General features: G+C 45.7%; 12 protein-coding genes and 1 pseudogene. 6 read left to right on the plus strand and 7 right to left on the minus strand.

Going from position 1 to position 14,955, the window contains the following annotated elements; translation table 11 throughout:
* The first annotated feature begins 436 nt into the window (after window positions 1-436).
* Window positions 437-1,575 (plus strand): IS3 family transposase gene (locus tag QT397_12625; protein WNZ58138.1). Its coding sequence is split into 2 segments (ribosomal slippage): window positions 437-686 and window positions 686-1,575, totalling 1,140 coding nucleotides; the frame shifts between segments, so codons are not numbered across the junction.
* A 344-nt stretch (window positions 1,576-1,919) separates the two neighbouring features.
* Window positions 1,920-2,945 (plus strand): alpha/beta hydrolase, encoded by a 1,026-nt coding sequence (locus QT397_12630; GenBank protein WNZ58139.1) that lies wholly within the window; start codon window positions 1,920-1,922, stop codon window positions 2,943-2,945.
* Between the two features lie 131 nt (window positions 2,946-3,076).
* Here the strand turns inward: QT397_12630 and QT397_12635 are convergent, their stop codons facing one another.
* The 3 genes from QT397_12635 to QT397_12645 all read right to left on the minus strand — a co-directional run bounded on the left by QT397_12635 (window position 3,077) and on the right by QT397_12645 (window position 6,666).
* Window positions 3,077-4,591, minus strand: a complete 1,515-nt coding sequence (locus tag QT397_12635) for a lytic polysaccharide monooxygenase (protein WNZ58140.1) — start codon at window positions 4,589-4,591, stop codon at window positions 3,077-3,079.
* Window positions 4,592-5,463: 872 nt separating this feature from the next.
* A complete protein-coding gene (locus QT397_12640; GenBank protein ID WNZ58141.1) occupies window positions 5,464-5,859 on the minus strand; it encodes a hypothetical protein in 396 nt (131 codons plus the stop codon).
* 408 nt (window positions 5,860-6,267) lie between these two features.
* Window positions 6,268-6,666, minus strand: a complete 399-nt coding sequence (locus QT397_12645; GenBank protein ID WNZ58142.1) for a TetR/AcrR family transcriptional regulator — start codon at window positions 6,664-6,666, stop codon at window positions 6,268-6,270.
* Window positions 6,667-6,786: 120 nt separating this feature from the next.
* Between QT397_12645 and QT397_12650 the strand changes: the two genes are divergently transcribed.
* Together QT397_12650 and QT397_12655 are read left to right on the plus strand one after the other, a co-directional pair.
* Entirely contained in the window at window positions 6,787-7,536 is a 750-nt protein-coding gene (locus QT397_12650) for an SDR family NAD(P)-dependent oxidoreductase (GenBank protein WNZ58143.1), read from the plus strand.
* Between the two features lie 93 nt (window positions 7,537-7,629).
* On the plus strand, window positions 7,630-8,577 hold the full coding sequence (locus tag QT397_12655; GenBank protein WNZ58144.1) for an alpha/beta fold hydrolase: 948 nt from the start codon (window positions 7,630-7,632) through the stop codon (window positions 8,575-8,577).
* Between the two features lie 901 nt (window positions 8,578-9,478).
* Here QT397_12655 and QT397_12660 read toward each other — a convergent pair.
* The 4 genes from QT397_12660 to csrA all read right to left on the minus strand — a co-directional run bounded on the left by QT397_12660 (window position 9,479) and on the right by csrA (window position 12,542).
* Window positions 9,479-9,982 carry a hypothetical protein gene (locus QT397_12660; GenBank protein ID WNZ58145.1) on the minus strand — a complete coding sequence of 168 codons (504 nt, stop codon included), beginning with the start codon at window positions 9,980-9,982 and terminating at the stop codon, window positions 9,479-9,481.
* Window positions 9,982-10,593, minus strand: a complete 612-nt coding sequence (locus tag QT397_12665; protein WNZ58146.1) for a TonB-dependent receptor — start codon at window positions 10,591-10,593, stop codon at window positions 9,982-9,984. Before QT397_12665 ends, QT397_12660 begins: the two co-directional genes overlap by 1 nt.
* Entirely contained in the window at window positions 10,590-12,089 is a 1,500-nt protein-coding gene (locus tag QT397_12670) for a TonB-dependent receptor (GenBank protein ID WNZ58147.1), read from the minus strand. The genes QT397_12665 and QT397_12670 overlap by 4 nt, the downstream gene beginning before the upstream one ends.
* Window positions 12,090-12,353: 264 nt before the next feature.
* The gene (csrA, locus tag QT397_12675) at window positions 12,354-12,542 is read right to left on the minus strand and encodes a carbon storage regulator CsrA (GenBank protein ID WNZ58148.1); all 189 of its coding nucleotides are present in this window, start codon (window positions 12,540-12,542) and stop codon (window positions 12,354-12,356) included.
* Window positions 12,543-13,474: 932 nt separating this feature from the next.
* Between csrA and QT397_12680 the strand changes: the two are divergent.
* Window positions 13,475-14,120 (plus strand): annotated as a pseudogene (locus QT397_12680) (reverse transcriptase domain-containing protein).
* 120 nt (window positions 14,121-14,240) lie between these two features.
* Window positions 14,241-14,567 (plus strand): group II intron maturase-specific domain-containing protein, encoded by a 327-nt coding sequence (locus tag QT397_12685; GenBank protein WNZ58540.1) that lies wholly within the window; start codon window positions 14,241-14,243, stop codon window positions 14,565-14,567.
* Window positions 14,568-14,955: the final 388 nt, after the last annotated feature.

Here is a 14,955-nt window from a genome sequence, read left to right on the forward strand (position 1 = left end):
CCTTGCAGGGTGATAATTAGGGGGCTCATGTATATTTCAGAAGCCAAGAATAGAAAATATCAAAGAACTATTCAGGTGCTAGGGAAGTCAAATTCTTACACCTTTCAGGAAGCAGTGAGGGTATCTGGTCTTATAGCCTGTCTGGGAGGGGTGGATCAGGTGCCCAATACTGCTGAATGTAATACAAGTTGACCATTTGTATTTTTGTACTGCTCAACTGGAATCAGCCAGTGCTCGTGAAATTTCTGCTAGAGACTCTGGTATCTTCCAAATTTTTACAGAGGTTGGGCATTTTTTATCTTGAGCGGGTGGGAGAAATTTTCTTGCACCAATAGTATCCACCTGGGCATTATATAGAACTATAGGAGCACCATGTAGTGGTCTAATCCTTCCGGACACTTCGCTAAGATGGTAAAACTACCAAGCGAGGTGAAGTATGACAACAAAAGGTACACGTCGGCATTTCAAGCCGGAATTTAAGAAAGACGCCGTAGCGCTAGTCTCTGAGCAAGGGTATTCAATTTCTAAAGCAGCAGAGGCTGTAGGAACAACAGCCAATAACCTGCGACGCTGGATAAAGGAACTGAAGCAGGAAGAAGACGGTGTGAGGTTGGATGTAGGTGAGCGCGCAGAGTTAGAGCGATTACGATGTGAAAATAAGCAGTTGCGGATGGAGAAAGAAATCCTAAAAAAGGCCAGCGCCTTCTTTGCGAAAGAAATGAAATAAAGTACAGCTTTATTGAAAAACAGCAAGGCAGCTTTCCTGTTAGGGTGCTCTGCCGGGTAATGCAAGTAAGTAAAACTGGTTATTACGATTGGTGTTGCCGTGGTAATAGCTCAATAGATGCTCAAACATGGCAACTATGCCATCGTTTGAAGGCCCTATTTGCAGAATCTAGACAGAGCCTGGGAAGTCGTCGGTTAATGAAGCTGTTACGTAAAGAAGGCTTTGAAGTCGGGCGCTATCGAGTCCGCAAGCTCATGAAAAAGCTAGGCTTGGCAGTAAAGCGTAAGAAGCGATTTACACTGACGACAGACAGTAAACATCACCTGCCGGTCGCAGAGAACCTTCTGAATAGGGAGTTCTCACCGAGTGCTAAAAATCAAGTTTGGACGACTGATATTACATATATTTGGACTTCGCAGGGCTGGTTGTACTTGGCGGTAGTGATTGATCTCTATTCGCGCCGGATTATTGGTTGGCATCTAGATCGGAAGATGGAAACGGCCCTGGTAACTCGTGCGTTGATGATGGCTGTCAATTTGCGTTCGCCCCCAAAAGGTCTCCTGCATCACTCTGATCGTGGCAGTCAGTATGCCAGCCATACCTACCAAACGTTATTGAGTCAGCATGGGATGGTGTGTTCAATGAGCCGTAAGGGAAATTGTTGGGACAACGCACCGACTGAACGTTTCTTCAGCAGCCTGAAGCGGGAGTGGGTAACGGGAAACCTATATCCGACAAGGGAGGATGCGGTAGCAGATGTAAGAGCCTATATTGCTTATTACAACTCACGAAGAATACATACAACACTGGGAGACCTAGCCCCTATCGAATTTGAGAAATGTGCTTAAAGAAGTGTCCGGTTGGAGTTGACCACAACACCAGGCTCATAAAGCAGCTGAGTCCATTGTTGGTTTCTATACCTTATATTTTCTGTTGCATGATCATTGAAGCTATGAGCTGCAGGCAGGTCCATACATAGGGTTGCACCCTTAGTCCCCCTTGCGGAGGATTAATTTTAATGTGTACATTTATCATCCAGTCGTTGTAGCTGGGCAGTTTAATCATCAACAAAAGATGACAAATGTCATATATATTTGATAACAGAAATGACTTACCCAATTTCCGCTATTGCCTGATATTACATATAAATATTATTTCTGCACCGGTGTTACGGTGTTTATGGAGGCTTACATTGATCAAGAAAGTTTCTTTAATCATTGGCACGATAGTATTCCTTCTGGTGTTAGCCTGTACTGTTTGGGTCCTTACAACACCCCCGCTTCCCAAAGATATCCAGAAACAGCTAAATTTGAGTCTTGAGAAACCACTACCTGAACTGATCTCCGGTCAGAGCGGATATGTTCGCTCAGGGAGCCTTAAAATTTGGTATCAACTTAAAAGCCCAGAGGGGATACCTGTTCGTGGCACAGTGTTACTGATAAACGGTATGGGCTCTTCTTCTTTGTACTGGCCATCTGAAGTCTATGAGCCACTCTTAGCTGCTGGCTATCAAGTACTACTCACCGATCATCGTGGCTGCGGTGCCTCGAGTTGGGTTACCAACTGGGCTAAGGAGACCGCTTACGACCTTTCCGACATGATGCGCGATAACCTTGCGGTTATGGACTCCCTGGGGATTAAGCAAGTTCATGTTATGGGCGCCTCAATGGGAGGGATGATTGCGCAAGAAATGGCCCTGCAATTCCCCAATCGCTTGAAAAGCCTTACTTCAATCATGTCCTCAGGTTTTCTCGACGACCCCGAGTTACCCCAGGGAAAAACCTTCAGATACAATATGCTTCGGCTATTTCTTCGCTATGGACTCAGTGGCTCCGATGAGGGTATGGCTAAGTTGATGGTAAGTACTTATCACAGTCTTCAGGGGCAGGGAGGCTTTGATGTTGAACATATTGCACACACCACTCTCTACGAACTACGTCATAGGCAAGGATTTGATCATAATCTGCCAATTCAGCAATTTACAGCAATCTCTCTTTCTGGCTCGCGATTAGAGCGATTGGAGGGCTTAGAGGTCCCCACTATGGTTATCCACGGTGATAGAGATCCCCTGTTAAGTATTGCTCAAGCCAAAAAGTATGCAGCTCGCATTCCTGGTGCTAAAACGTTGTGGGTAGAAGGTATGGGCCATGCCATGGCACCTGTATATGTGAAACAATGGATGGAGCATGGAGTACAATTTTTGGAAGCTAATAACTAATGCCGGGATATCACTATTTACACTAAATGGGCTTACAAAAAGAAAAGGCCTCAGGATTACTGAGGCCTTTTTGTTATATGCTGGTAGTCGAAGTTTCTAACAGTTAATATTTTTGGCTGGCGGTCCTTAACTTAACGCCAAACACCCCATTGGCCGGTTGTACCCGGCTCCTCGCCCCTTGTCCACCATCCGGCAGTCCATGTTTCACCATTGTGGCTAACGATATCACCTGCGGTGTAGATTTCGTTGCTATCCCAAGCTTGAATACTGGGATCTGTGGGATCTGTGGGATCTGTGGGATCTGTGGGATCTGTGGGATCTGTGGGATCTGTGGGATCTGTGGGATCTGTGGGATCTGTGGTAGTTGATGGTTCAACAGTAAATGAGTAGATCTCGTCATCAACAGCAGAGTCACCGCTTACGGTTAACTTGAAACTTAATTCATGCTGTTCATTTGTTAAGCTTGACGTGTCGATTACCAGTGCACCACTGGGCCCGGTTGCGGTTTCAACAGGGCTTCCACTTACCTGTGACCATTCCGTATTATTGATATTTCCGGCGCTTTCTCCCGATGAAAGTACCACTAAATCCCCGTGTTCTACTCTAGCTATATCAAGCGGTTTTAAAACCTTAGGTGTGATAGCAGCTATTAATTCACTACCGTTGCTTGTAATAGTGAATTGACCGGAGGCACGTGAGTCTTTGGAGTTGAAGTAGTTACCATGTAAATCACCCTGGAAGTACATGTAATGATTCATTTCTTCATGCCAGCGACCAATAAAAACATTTCCATTGTGGTTTGATTGGTACCAGCCGGTGACTTGAGAAGCTAAAAGCCTGTCCCAGTCATTCTTATTATCCTCGGTAATTGCCAGCGAAAATGATGAGTGTTCCTCACCATTTTTATTGAATACCGTATAATTGACGGTGTCCCCCACATTAACCGAATCTATACTAATGTCTTCTGGAATAAAGGTGTTGCCTTGAATCAGGTGCGGCTGTGTGGTGCCGGGATCAGGTTCGCTAGGCGGTTCAACATCACTATTTACAATAGTGATATCACTACAGTTGTAGAAGCCTTCACCAACTGGGTCTACTCGCTGCCAACGTACAAATAAAATTGCATTACCTACCCTGTCTTCTGGAATGGTGACATTCATTCGATATTGACCATTGACGACAGGTACGTCCCCTTCTTCCTGGATAAGCTCAAGGTCATCCCATGCCAGTGGTTGTGACAGGTCTGCATCCGCTTTCGTAAGGTAAAACTCCCAAAAAGATGGATTGTGTGGCGCTGTTGCCTGGAATACGTACTCGAATGTTCCAGCATTAACTTCTACACGGGTCCAGGCATCAGTTGCTGCGCCCATCCCTTTTTTCTGCGAATCATTTGCATAGCAAAGAGTTCCATCAGGAATGGCACTTTTTACAGCGGCAGAATTATTGTAGTCAGGGATGTTAATAGAGAATTCGTTGTGTTGTTGGAAAGGATAAGATCCAGAAATGGATTTTGCCAGGGCACAGCCTGGATTGGATGGTGTTCCAGACCAGATATTGCCTTGATCATAGCAAATTTTTTGCCTGGCTTTTGGAAATTCAGACCAGCCGTGAGCGTGTACTTGTAAGCTGAAAGGTATCAGCAACATTGTCGCAAGCGCGCTTTTTTTCTTAAAAGCATAAGGTTACTCCTGGTTTACATTATTCTCGTCGATTTATTTAGAACGACTGGAATATTAAGTTCAATTTCCTGGTGAATACTGTGAAATAAGTTGGTGTTTGAGAGTGCCGGCCATTCTTTCCTTGTCACCAGGATCAAAAAATTCAGTTAGTAAATAATTACCCGTTAAAAATTGCTAATAAGACAGACCTTTCACGTGGACATGGGTTCCATGCCATACATGAATTAACATGTTTTAATAAAATTTACGTTTCCATTAATCAATAGTTGCTTGAGTAGTGGGTCAAAAAATGAAGTTATTTTTGGTGTTTTGTGACAATGTGATGGCTGTCAAAGAAAATAAAGCATGAAGGGCGGTATAAAAGCTTGAAATTTATGTGCTAAATATAGAGGGCTCTACGGATTAATGAAAAGGAAAAATACACACTAGCCTCATTAGATTGCCTAAATTGTATTGGAGCAGGAAGGTTTTCTGGGGGGCTGAAAAACCGCATTGTTTGAGGAGGTTTGTCTCATAGCAGCATAGACTATTGCAAAGTAAATTTATTGCACTTTCGATGGTCTAGTCTCTATCTATTCTTTAAGTGAATGTTAATTTATTTGGGTGGAGCTGATAGGGGTTAGACGAGAATAGGGGGAGTGACAATGACAAACCAATAATTGAGAAGCTTCGGCCTTCAAATATGTAGCGGGCAAAAATTGAACTGTAATTATTTTTTCAATCTATTTGCTTGTTGTATCAGATAAATCGGTCAATAAGTTAATGCTGTAGGCATCAATAGATTCAGGTGCTGGAGCTGATTTGTATATCCTTGTACTTATTTTTATAGATATTAGGTCTCAGGTGGAGCTTATCAGCTTTAAGCGATTATCAATTAGCTTGTATACCTTTAAGTTGTTATTAAATGCCCCGAGAAACCATGAGCCACAGGCAATCCAATATTCAGCATCATGTTCTTTTAGAATAAAAATATCTTGGACATCCGATGTCCTCCAGAACAGCTTTCCTTTTAGGAGATAGTAGTTTTTGAGTTCTACAATTTCTATATTTTTGCTTCTTGCCCAAGATCTTATCTCTCTCCTAAAATATCTGGATTTTGGCGGAAGTACCACATACGGAAGTCCTCCAAGTATTAAGAATAAAAGTAAAGGTAGACTCCCTCCCAATTCAGGACCGAACGTATGGACTAGACTATCCAGGCCAACTGCTACTATTAGAATTAGAATCAATCTCATTTAACAATCCTAGCGGTTTCAAGCCCTATGGAGAGAGCGGCAGAAAGTGAAATATTCACTGTAGGCACATTTTTGTATCTTTCTTTAATTACCAGATCTAAAAAGCACTTAAATAAAAACTATTTATCTGCATCATCGAATAAATGCTCTCACCATTTTGGTTTGGATGCTTCAGTCATTTTCTGACTGCCATTAATCCTTAAAGCCGTTTTGATAAAAGAGTTTTTCACTCTTTAAATCGCAGTCCATCGGCTAAAAGTGCAACCATACGTCCTACTTGCCCAGATGAGTCTTCAGATGAGGACATCCCCAATCTCGCAATTCCTCCAAGTAGTTCATCTGCAGTTATATCTGAACGAACATCTCCCGATTCTATTGCTGCACCTAACACCATAGCGAGGGCAGGCCTTAAGTGCTGGTCAAAATAGCTTGGAAGGGTTTCAAAGGCTGGATCGCCTGAGTGCAATACTTCGGATAGCCCTCGCTTAGTGGCAAAAAAGGTCGCAAATATTTGCATACAGCTGGCCAGGGCTTCAAAGGGGGGAGGTGTTTAGCTTGTTCTATCACTTCCTCAGAGCAGCTATCGATCTCCCTGCGGAAAACTGCCGCGATCAGGTCTGCCCGCTTCGGGTAGTGCCGATAAAGAGTGCCTACACCGACACCGGCCTTACCCGCAATCTCCCGCACTGGGGCATCTACGCCGGAGGTGGCGAATACTTCCTTGGCTGCCTGGAGCAGGGCGTCATGGTTGCGCTTGCCGTCGGCTCGCTTACGTTGGCTCGAATTAGTGTCATCAGGTTTTGGCATATCTACCCCTTGCTAAACGGAACATTGCTCCGCATATTTAATCGGAACGTTGTTCCGATTTTGCCATAGCCATGTGCTGTAGCCAATGGCTCATGAGCTGTATCTATGAGGAGACTGACGATGCACGGTAGACCAATTGCATTGATAACTGGTGCTAATAGGGGAATAGGATTACAAGTCGCGAGGGACCTGAGTGCTAGAGGCGTTTCTGTCTTAGTTGGGGCTCGTGATTTGAAGCTGGGGCAAAAAGCCGCTGATTCCATAGGCGAAAGCGCTTGGCCTATTCAGCTAGATGTTACTGATGAGAGCAGTATCCGAGTTGCAGCTAACACTATAAGAAAAGACTTTGGCCGTCTCGATATATTGGTTAATAACGCGGCGATTAGCCATGCAGGGGAGTCTGGAGTAACTCTGGCGGAAATCGGCAAAAAGACTCAGGTTAGCGCTGTAACTTTGGCTGAATTACGTGAGATATTTGAAACTAATGTTTTCGCGGTTGTAGCGGTTACTCAGGCAATGCTACCTCTTCTAAAACTCTCTCCTTCTGCCAAAGTGGTTAATGTTTCTAGCGGTGCTGGCTCGTTGATGAGCCATTCAAATCCTAAGAATCCGGCACGAAAAATGTTTGGTGCCTACTCCATGTCAAAAACTGCGCTAAATGCTGTGACTATGGCTTTCTCAATTGATCTTGAAAAATCAAACATAAAGGTAAATGCCGTATGCCCTGGGTTTACTTGCACTGGCTTAAATAATTACGAGGGTGAGCAAACTGTAGCAGAGGGTGCGAGGGAAATTGTGCGTGTCGCCCTTCTGGGCCGAGAAGGGGATTCTGGTACTTTTACTAGCTTTAATGGTTCTATGCCATGGTAATTCGGTACTGATTGCAAATACCAGTGGCCACTTTACTGAGTTCTATTAACCCCATCAATCAAGTGGGAAATTAAAGTTGAAGGAGAACAATTTATGACAATATCAGATCACACATCAGTAAAAAAACAAGGCCCTTTTGTTATACATCATGCTGTATTACTGCCTGACTCGGTCAGGGGGCAAGAGCTAAAGGTTCGTGTAATCGCACCGGTGAATGGTGAAAACTTACCAATCGTTATCTTCGCCCATGGATACAAATCACCACCTTATGGATACGCTCCAATAACTGAATTTCTCGCCTCTTTGGGTTTTGTAGTTCTGCAACCAGTTTTCCTGGATTCTGAGGTGCCAGATGATGACCCTAGAGTGCCTGAAATCTGGCAGTATCGAGTATCTGACATGAAGAGAGTTCTGGATGAGCTGGACAGTATCGAGAAAGCTGTTTCCATGTTGCGCGGCCGTCTAGATAAAGAAAAGGTAGTTGCTATTGGGCATTCCTATGGAGCACAAACTGTAGGTATGTTACTAGGGGCTCGGGTATTAAATGAAGACAATATCCCTGGCCCCGATTTATCAGATAAGCGGGTGAGAGCGGGTGTTTTACTTTGTGCAACTGGAACGGGCGGAGAGAACCTATCCCCTTTTGCGGCCAAGTTCTTCCCATTTATGAATCCAAGTTTTACGGAAATGACTGCTTCATGCTTAGTTGTTGCAGCGGATCAGGATAATTCCCCACTGAGTACCCGTGGGCCAGACTGGTTTACTGATGCTTTTACTTTGGGAACTGGTGCAGAGTACTTGCTGACCCTTGTGGGGGCAAAGCATTTACTGGGTGGAATTAATGGGTATGGCGTTATAAGTGAAGAAGAAAACAATCCTGCCCATGTATCAATTGTGCAGGCCGTAATTTCTGCGTACTTAAGTAAGCAGTTCTATGAGAAAAACTCCGTTTGGGACGTGTTACTAAGCACGCTAAAAAACCAAGATCCATCTATTGGTTTTGTTGAAGAAAAGTCAGCCAACACTTTTATGGCTTTATAGTCTGGAAACCTGTTGATTCTTTTCATTCAATTAATCAGTTTTTCTGGGCAGAAAGCGAAGCCTCCACTTCGCCTTTAATCACGTTAACCTTCAGTGAATGATCTGGTAGTGTGATGAGTATACTTATCCAGGCTTTAATTGCATTGTAGTGAATACTATATTGAGTCGCTATATCGATAGAATATCTGATTCACACCCAGGAAAAGATATAACGATTGTAAGGCGTATTATTTAGAAAGCCAGGACTATAAATGGCAGGAATATTGGTTGTGTGTAATTTATACAATTTTACGGGGTTTGATTCCTTATTCTATTCTGTGTCAATATTTCTGACATGTATCGTTGTGGCTTTGTTGGGTGCCCTACATTGCTAATACGACTTGGAATTTTAAGAAGAAGGTTGTGTTGTGGATAATGCCATTTATTGTAACTCTATATATTACCCGGGACTTAATCCATGAGAGTTGCGATGCTGGTTGTATTATTGCTAGTTAGTGTTGCTTATCTAAGTAGGCCGGAGAAAGCGAGTGAGTTACTTGCTGAGTACTGTGAAGATTCTCATCCAGATAAATCATTAGCCTATTGCAGACAGCAAATAACAACGCCTCAAATTAGATGTGGTGTACTGAAGGGAACTTTAGAAAAAGATGGTACTTGTGTTAGGTGGGGACCGCCAAAAGGGAGTAGGCGCGGGCTTGATAATGATATCAACTTGTAAACTTTCGCTGACTTAGTGAGCCTAAAATAATCCCTAGATCTTCTGGCCACAGTTCTAAATTGGGGTAATTAGCTAAGTTAGCTGATATTCACAGTCTTGGCTGGCGATATCTTCAATCTATAAGTACTTAAGATCTAGCAGGGTTCCTATCTCAGCAAAAATTGCAGTATTCAGTTCTCTAATTTATGAGGCTGTCCCGAGAGCACTTTCACATTTGAAGTCAAAGCTCCTCTCCAAAATCGGTTGTAGTTTCTTATCCGGAATATACCCCCTTAGCCAGCTGAGAGGCTCTCCGCTGGAGGCTATAAGGAAACTAAATGGAGTTCCGGGAGTTTCGCCCAGTACTTTTTGAAGCTGTGTGCTTGCTTGAAGCATGGGGAATTCCGGGCGTAGCTTTCGATATTCATTCAGTAGGGCTTTTCGGGAGCCATTGATACCCAGGGCGATGGGTTGAAACTGTTGGGGGCACTCGCTGGTCAGCCGGTTGAGTACTCGAACCTGGCGAAAGCACCAGGGGCAGTCAGGTTCAACCAGTACTATCAAGCTGGGTTTCCCTTTGAATTGCTGCAAGTTGATACGCTCGGGGCCGGCGAGGCTGCGCAGTTCAAAATCGTAAAGGGAAATGGCAGCTTCTGTTGCGCCAGCAGGCGCAAACAGAAGTGTGATTAGTGCGAGCCAGGTTCGCATTATAGGTTCCAGTCGAAGCCCAGGTAATATTCACGCCCTCGTAGCGGGCCGTAGATATAGGCTACGTCGTAGGCACCACTGGCATCCCAGAATAGAGGGCTCTCACCTTCCTCAACCTGGGTGTAATCTGTCAGGTTATTTCCGCCCAGATACAGGCTCAGATTTTCTGTGACGTCAAAGGTTAATTTAAGATCTACTGTCCAATAGGCGTCTGCGCTTGTGCTTTTTAAAGTGGAGTCGCCCAACTGGTTGAAACCTTCGTAGCCAAATTCATCCAGATCCCGGGAGCCTACCCAGGTAGCGCTGGCATATAGCATCCAGTAATCGGCTTTGTAATCCAGATTGAATAGTGCACGCTGCTCTACTGGAGCAATGGCAAAAGATTCCCGGAAAACATCGTCGTAGTCATAGGTCTCCAGTGTGCCACCGATGGACAAATTTTCGGTGAGCGCATAGCCGAGAGTGATATCGGCAGCACCTACGGAGGCGCTTTCCTGCATCTGGGTAAGCAGTGGTACTCCATCCTCGGTTTCGCTCAGTGCTGCGAGGTTATCTACTTCGGTAAATGCCAGAGACAGGGTGCTGTTGAGGCGTTCTCCCTCGAAGCTCAATGCATAAGTTGCGGATAGAGATTTTTCAAGGTTTTCGATCTCGATGGCAAAGCCATCACCGGCATCAAGAATGCCGTGATCTGTTTCGAAAAAGGATAGGGGGCTCGGTATCCTCGTCCCAGCGCTACCCGGGAGGTCCACTGGTCGTCGTGCAGATAGCGGAGGTCTATACGCGGGGCGACCACCGTTTCATCGATCTCTGTACCGGGTTTTTGCTCGGCGACAAAGTCGGCTTTGGCGTTGTCTACGCGTATGGCCAGTGCCACTTCAAGATCCGGTGAAAGGGTCCAGGTGTCCTGTATGTAGAGGCCGGTGGTCTGGTAGTCGAAACTGTCTTCGATGTAATTATCACTTTCCTCCCCTGAGACAGAGTCGGAGCGCATGGATTCATCGCGAAGATCGACACCAAAGGTGAGCATGTGCTGATCGTTAAGGATCAAATTGTTGCGCAGGTCGAAGTAGTTGAGTGTGTCTGTAGCGGTGTAATCGAATCCTTCGTAGAAGGAGTCCTGCTTGTGCTCAGACCAGGCGACAGTAAACAGCGTGTTATAGGATTCGCTGAATTCGTGGAGCCAACTTGAGGAAATTTCACTGCGAGTGGTGGAGATCCATTCGGTAGTTTCCCAGGGTTTGCCAATGTATTGCTGCCGCACATCGTCGTCGACAAACAAGTGGTCAGATTCCACACCATCGTAGACTTGTAGGACGGAACCAATGCTGTATCCCTGAGGGCCGCCAAAAATACTGGAGTCAGTATAGGCTGTGCGCAGTACCACGTTGTCCCGCTCACCCAGGTCATGGGAGAGGCGAACTACATAACTGGTGTTCTCTTGCAGCGGTGCTTCGCTAACTCCGTTGTCATCATTGTCCATCTGGTGGTGCTTATCATCCTGAATGACCAGCGATGTACGGGTGCGTTCATCATCGCTTACATAGCCGCCCATCATGCCTAGAAAATAGCTGTCGTTGTCCTCCATAGAGGCATTGATGTTGAGGCCGGTTTCCTCGATTTCCTTGGAGATGACATTGATGGTTCCGCCGATTGCTTCGGGTGCGAGCAGCGATGCTCCCGCACCTCGGGCCACTTCGATACGAGAGACACCCGTTGTGGCCAGAGCATCCACTGCGTAATAGCCAGCCATCATGGTGTGAAGAGGAACGCCGTCGGTGAGGATGGTAGAGTGCTCACCGCGCATACCGTTCAGCATTATTCGTTTGACCCCGCACATGGAGCACTCATTGGAAACCCGAACACCGGGGGACTTTTCAATGGCGTCAGTGAGGTTAACCGCCTGCAGGGATTTGATCAGACTTTCATCAACAACCTCAGTTTTCTGGATTGCATCCAGCAAGGCTCCGCGCTCATAGAGGCGCTGGCGCACGCCGACTACTACGGTTTCCTCCATTACCGTGGGCTGATCTGAAGGAGTTTCATTGGCGAGGGAGGCGGGTACTGCGGCTGCGAGTGCGGTAGCTAGCAGGGTTTTGCGAAACATGAGAGGACTTCCAGCAAGTAAACTGCCGAACATAATAATGATTCGCATTTGCGTGGCAAGTGAGCAAAGGTGGTAGTTTTAGCGGCTTTGGATTTAGCGGGCGAGGATGTAAGGGCGCTAATTTAGCGGGGGACACTCAAGGAGCCTATGGATTTCTTTTGGGTTGGCTTAGTGAGTTGCTCTTTGTGAAAGAGTTGGAAAACCTTGGCCGATAGATTGAGGTTGAGGCCCATTGTGGGCCCTCATATAAAGGGAAGTTGATTCTCAGCGTTTTCTGTTACTGAGTTTCTGCTCCCTTTGAATACGTCTATAAATTTCTTCGCGGTGAACTGCTAGGGATTTGGGGGCATGGATCCCGATCTTTACCTGGTTGCCCTTAACCTCCAGTACTTTGAGTGAGATATCTGTTCCAATTCTTAGGTTTTCACCAGTCCGACGCTTCAAGATCAACATATTTTTTCCTACTGAATTTCAAGCTATTTTTTTGGCTCCGAAACCGGAAGGCTTAGAAAGTTGTGATTGCAGGAAAGGCAGGGGGAGCGCGAGAACGGTAAGCATAAAAGAAGAAAAGGCGGGCACTACGCTCCCAGAGCTTGGGAAATCGCTCCAAACTACTGGATCTTCTCGACTTTATTGAACACGAGCGGGTTTCTAGCGTACTATGCATATAGCCAGTGCGTCCTGAGTATTTTTTTTATTTATTTTTTTTATAAATAAAAAATACGTGCTATCCAGGAGATGGAGGTCGGCCCTCCGTTATCGCTTTGCAGGAAGTGGTAACAAACCGCCTCAAGGTGATCGGAGTAAAGAGCTTTGGTTAGAAGCGCTTGAGGAAAAGGCGTACGAGATACGTCAGGTATGTTGTGTAGAGACGAATGCAAATGAACCACTGATGAGGTGTCGAAAGCGTATTACCAAGATGATGTCAAAACCCGTGCACTGGCTAAGTGCGGGGATAAGCATGGAGGTTACCTGTTTACCGACCGAGTGGCATCCGGCATAGAGGTGGCGTGAACACACAACAGGCTTTTGGGTGGAACAGGAGAACCTGTCGTCCAGGTGTTAAGGAAGAGCGTCAAGTAGAGGCCCTACAAGATGTTGAGTACCAAGACTGGTCACAGGGGCGGAACAACCCGTAGTAGTGGAGAAGCGGCTGTAATGGACGTGGAGCGAAGGGGTTGTCGTATTCGGCGACTAACCGTGTAATCAACCCAGATGGGGAGGAATTAACGATTAGCGCAAAGCCATTCAATATTCCAAAGCGAGCGGTTTGGGAAGCGTGGAAGCAGATCAAGGCTAATGGCGGCGGAGCGGGGATTGATGAGATAACGATAGAGCAATACGAATCGAGTCTCGTCAAAAACCTTTACAAGCTATGGAATCGGATGTCATCTGGCAGCTATTTTCCATCAGCCGTCAAACGAGTGGATATTCCGAAACTCGATGGCAGCCTGCGACCATTGGGTATCCCCACAATCGAAGATCGCATTGCACAAATGGTGGCTAAGCAACTGCTGGAGCCAGAATTGGAGAAGGTGTTTCACCCTGACTCCTACGGCTATCGGCCAGGCAAATCTGCTATAGACGCAGTGCGTCGAGCTCGACAACGATGCTGGGATAGAATCTGGGTAGTTGATTTAGATATCAAAGGTTTCTTTGACAATATTAATCACGAACTTCTGCTGAGGGCATTAGATAAACATAATAATCATCGGTGGGTACAGACTCTATGTACAGCGCTGGTTAACGGCTCCAGTACAACATCGGGACGGACAGCTTGAAGAGCGAACACAAGGTACCCCACAAGGGGGTGTAATCAGCCCGCTACTGGCAAACTTGTTTTTGCACTACACGCTGGACGCCTGGATGGTGAGAACGCACAGAGATATTCCTTTTGAGCGTTACGCGGATGATGCTGTTTACCATTGTCGTAATCCTCGAGAGGCGGATCGCTTACTGGCGGCTCTAAAAGCACGCCTGGCTACCTGCGGGCTTGAGGCTCATCCAGAGAAAACGCGCAAGGTCTATTGCAAGAACAGTAATCGTAAAGACTCCCACCCAGTTATCCACTTTGACTTTCTGGGGTTTCGATTTGGTCCCAGAAAAGCAAGGAATCGCCAAGGACAGATCTTCACCGCATTTAGTCCTTCAATGAGCCCTAAAGCTTTCAAGAGGATCAAGGATAAGGTTAGGCAGTGGCGTGTGATTAACTGGGTGGATCGATCACTATCTGAAATGGCAAAGGTACTTAATCCCGCAATACAGGGTTGGCTGAACTATTACGGTCACTTTGGGCGGAGATATGGTGTTTATCGGCTACAGAAGTATCTTGATCAAACGCTGATGCGTTGGGCTAGGAAGAAGTTTAAGCATCTAAAGCGAAGCTGTTTCAAGAGTTGGGCCTTTATTGGAAAGGTTCGTCAACAAATGCGCGGCTTGTTTGCACACTGGAGAATGGGAAGATTGAAAATGTGCTGAATACGAAGAGCCGTATGAATTGAGAGGTTCACGTACGGTTCTGTGAGAGGTCGAAGGGGAAGTTCCTTTGGTCTACTCGACCTTTGATAGTGTGATTATCAACTTGGTTAGCTGGCCCCTGGTGTTGGTAGCACCTTGGGTCAGCGCCTTTTACTTACTTTTACGTCACGCTACCGTTCTCCTTTGAGAAATGAGTCTTGGATTTGTTTGAATCAACGACCCTTAAAAAACTGCTGGGTAAGACTCTAATTCCGATAAATATTCGTCAATTTTACGCAGCTTTGACACTAAAACAAACTTAATAAAATCCAATAAGATCATTTTAGTGCCTATATTTTTTGTTTCTTTGAAGGGGCTGCAATTGGCTGTTGTATTTCAGGGGGGTAAC

Origin of the sequence: Microbulbifer sp. MKSA007, assembly GCA_032615215.1 — a bacterium.
GTDB lineage: Bacteria > Pseudomonadota > Gammaproteobacteria > Pseudomonadales > Cellvibrionaceae > Microbulbifer.

Bases quoted from the DNA above. Each gene is read 5' to 3' on its own strand.
- QT397_12655 (WNZ58144.1), top strand. From the start codon at position 7,630: ATGACAATATCAGATCACACATCAGTAAAAAAACAAGGCCCTTTTGTT.
- QT397_12635 (WNZ58140.1), bottom strand. From the start codon at position 4,591: ATGTTGCTGATACCTTTCAGCTTACAAGTACACGCTCACGGCTGGTCT.
- QT397_12685 (WNZ58540.1), top strand. From the start codon at position 14,241: ATGAGCCCTAAAGCTTTCAAGAGGATCAAGGATAAGGTTAGGCAGTGG.
- QT397_12660 (WNZ58145.1), bottom strand. From the start codon at position 9,982: ATGCGAACCTGGCTCGCACTAATCACACTTCTGTTTGCGCCTGCTGGC.
- QT397_12645 (WNZ58142.1), bottom strand. From the start codon at position 6,666: ATGCCAAAACCTGATGACACTAATTCGAGCCAACGTAAGCGAGCCGAC.
- QT397_12650 (WNZ58143.1), top strand. From the start codon at position 6,787: ATGCACGGTAGACCAATTGCATTGATAACTGGTGCTAATAGGGGAATA.
- csrA (WNZ58148.1), bottom strand. From the start codon at position 12,542: ATGTTGATCTTGAAGCGTCGGACTGGTGAAAACCTAAGAATTGGAACA.
- QT397_12670 (WNZ58147.1), bottom strand. From the start codon at position 12,089: ATGTTTCGCAAAACCCTGCTAGCTACCGCACTCGCAGCCGCAGTACCC.
- QT397_12640 (WNZ58141.1), bottom strand. From the start codon at position 5,859: ATGAGATTGATTCTAATTCTAATAGTAGCAGTTGGCCTGGATAGTCTA.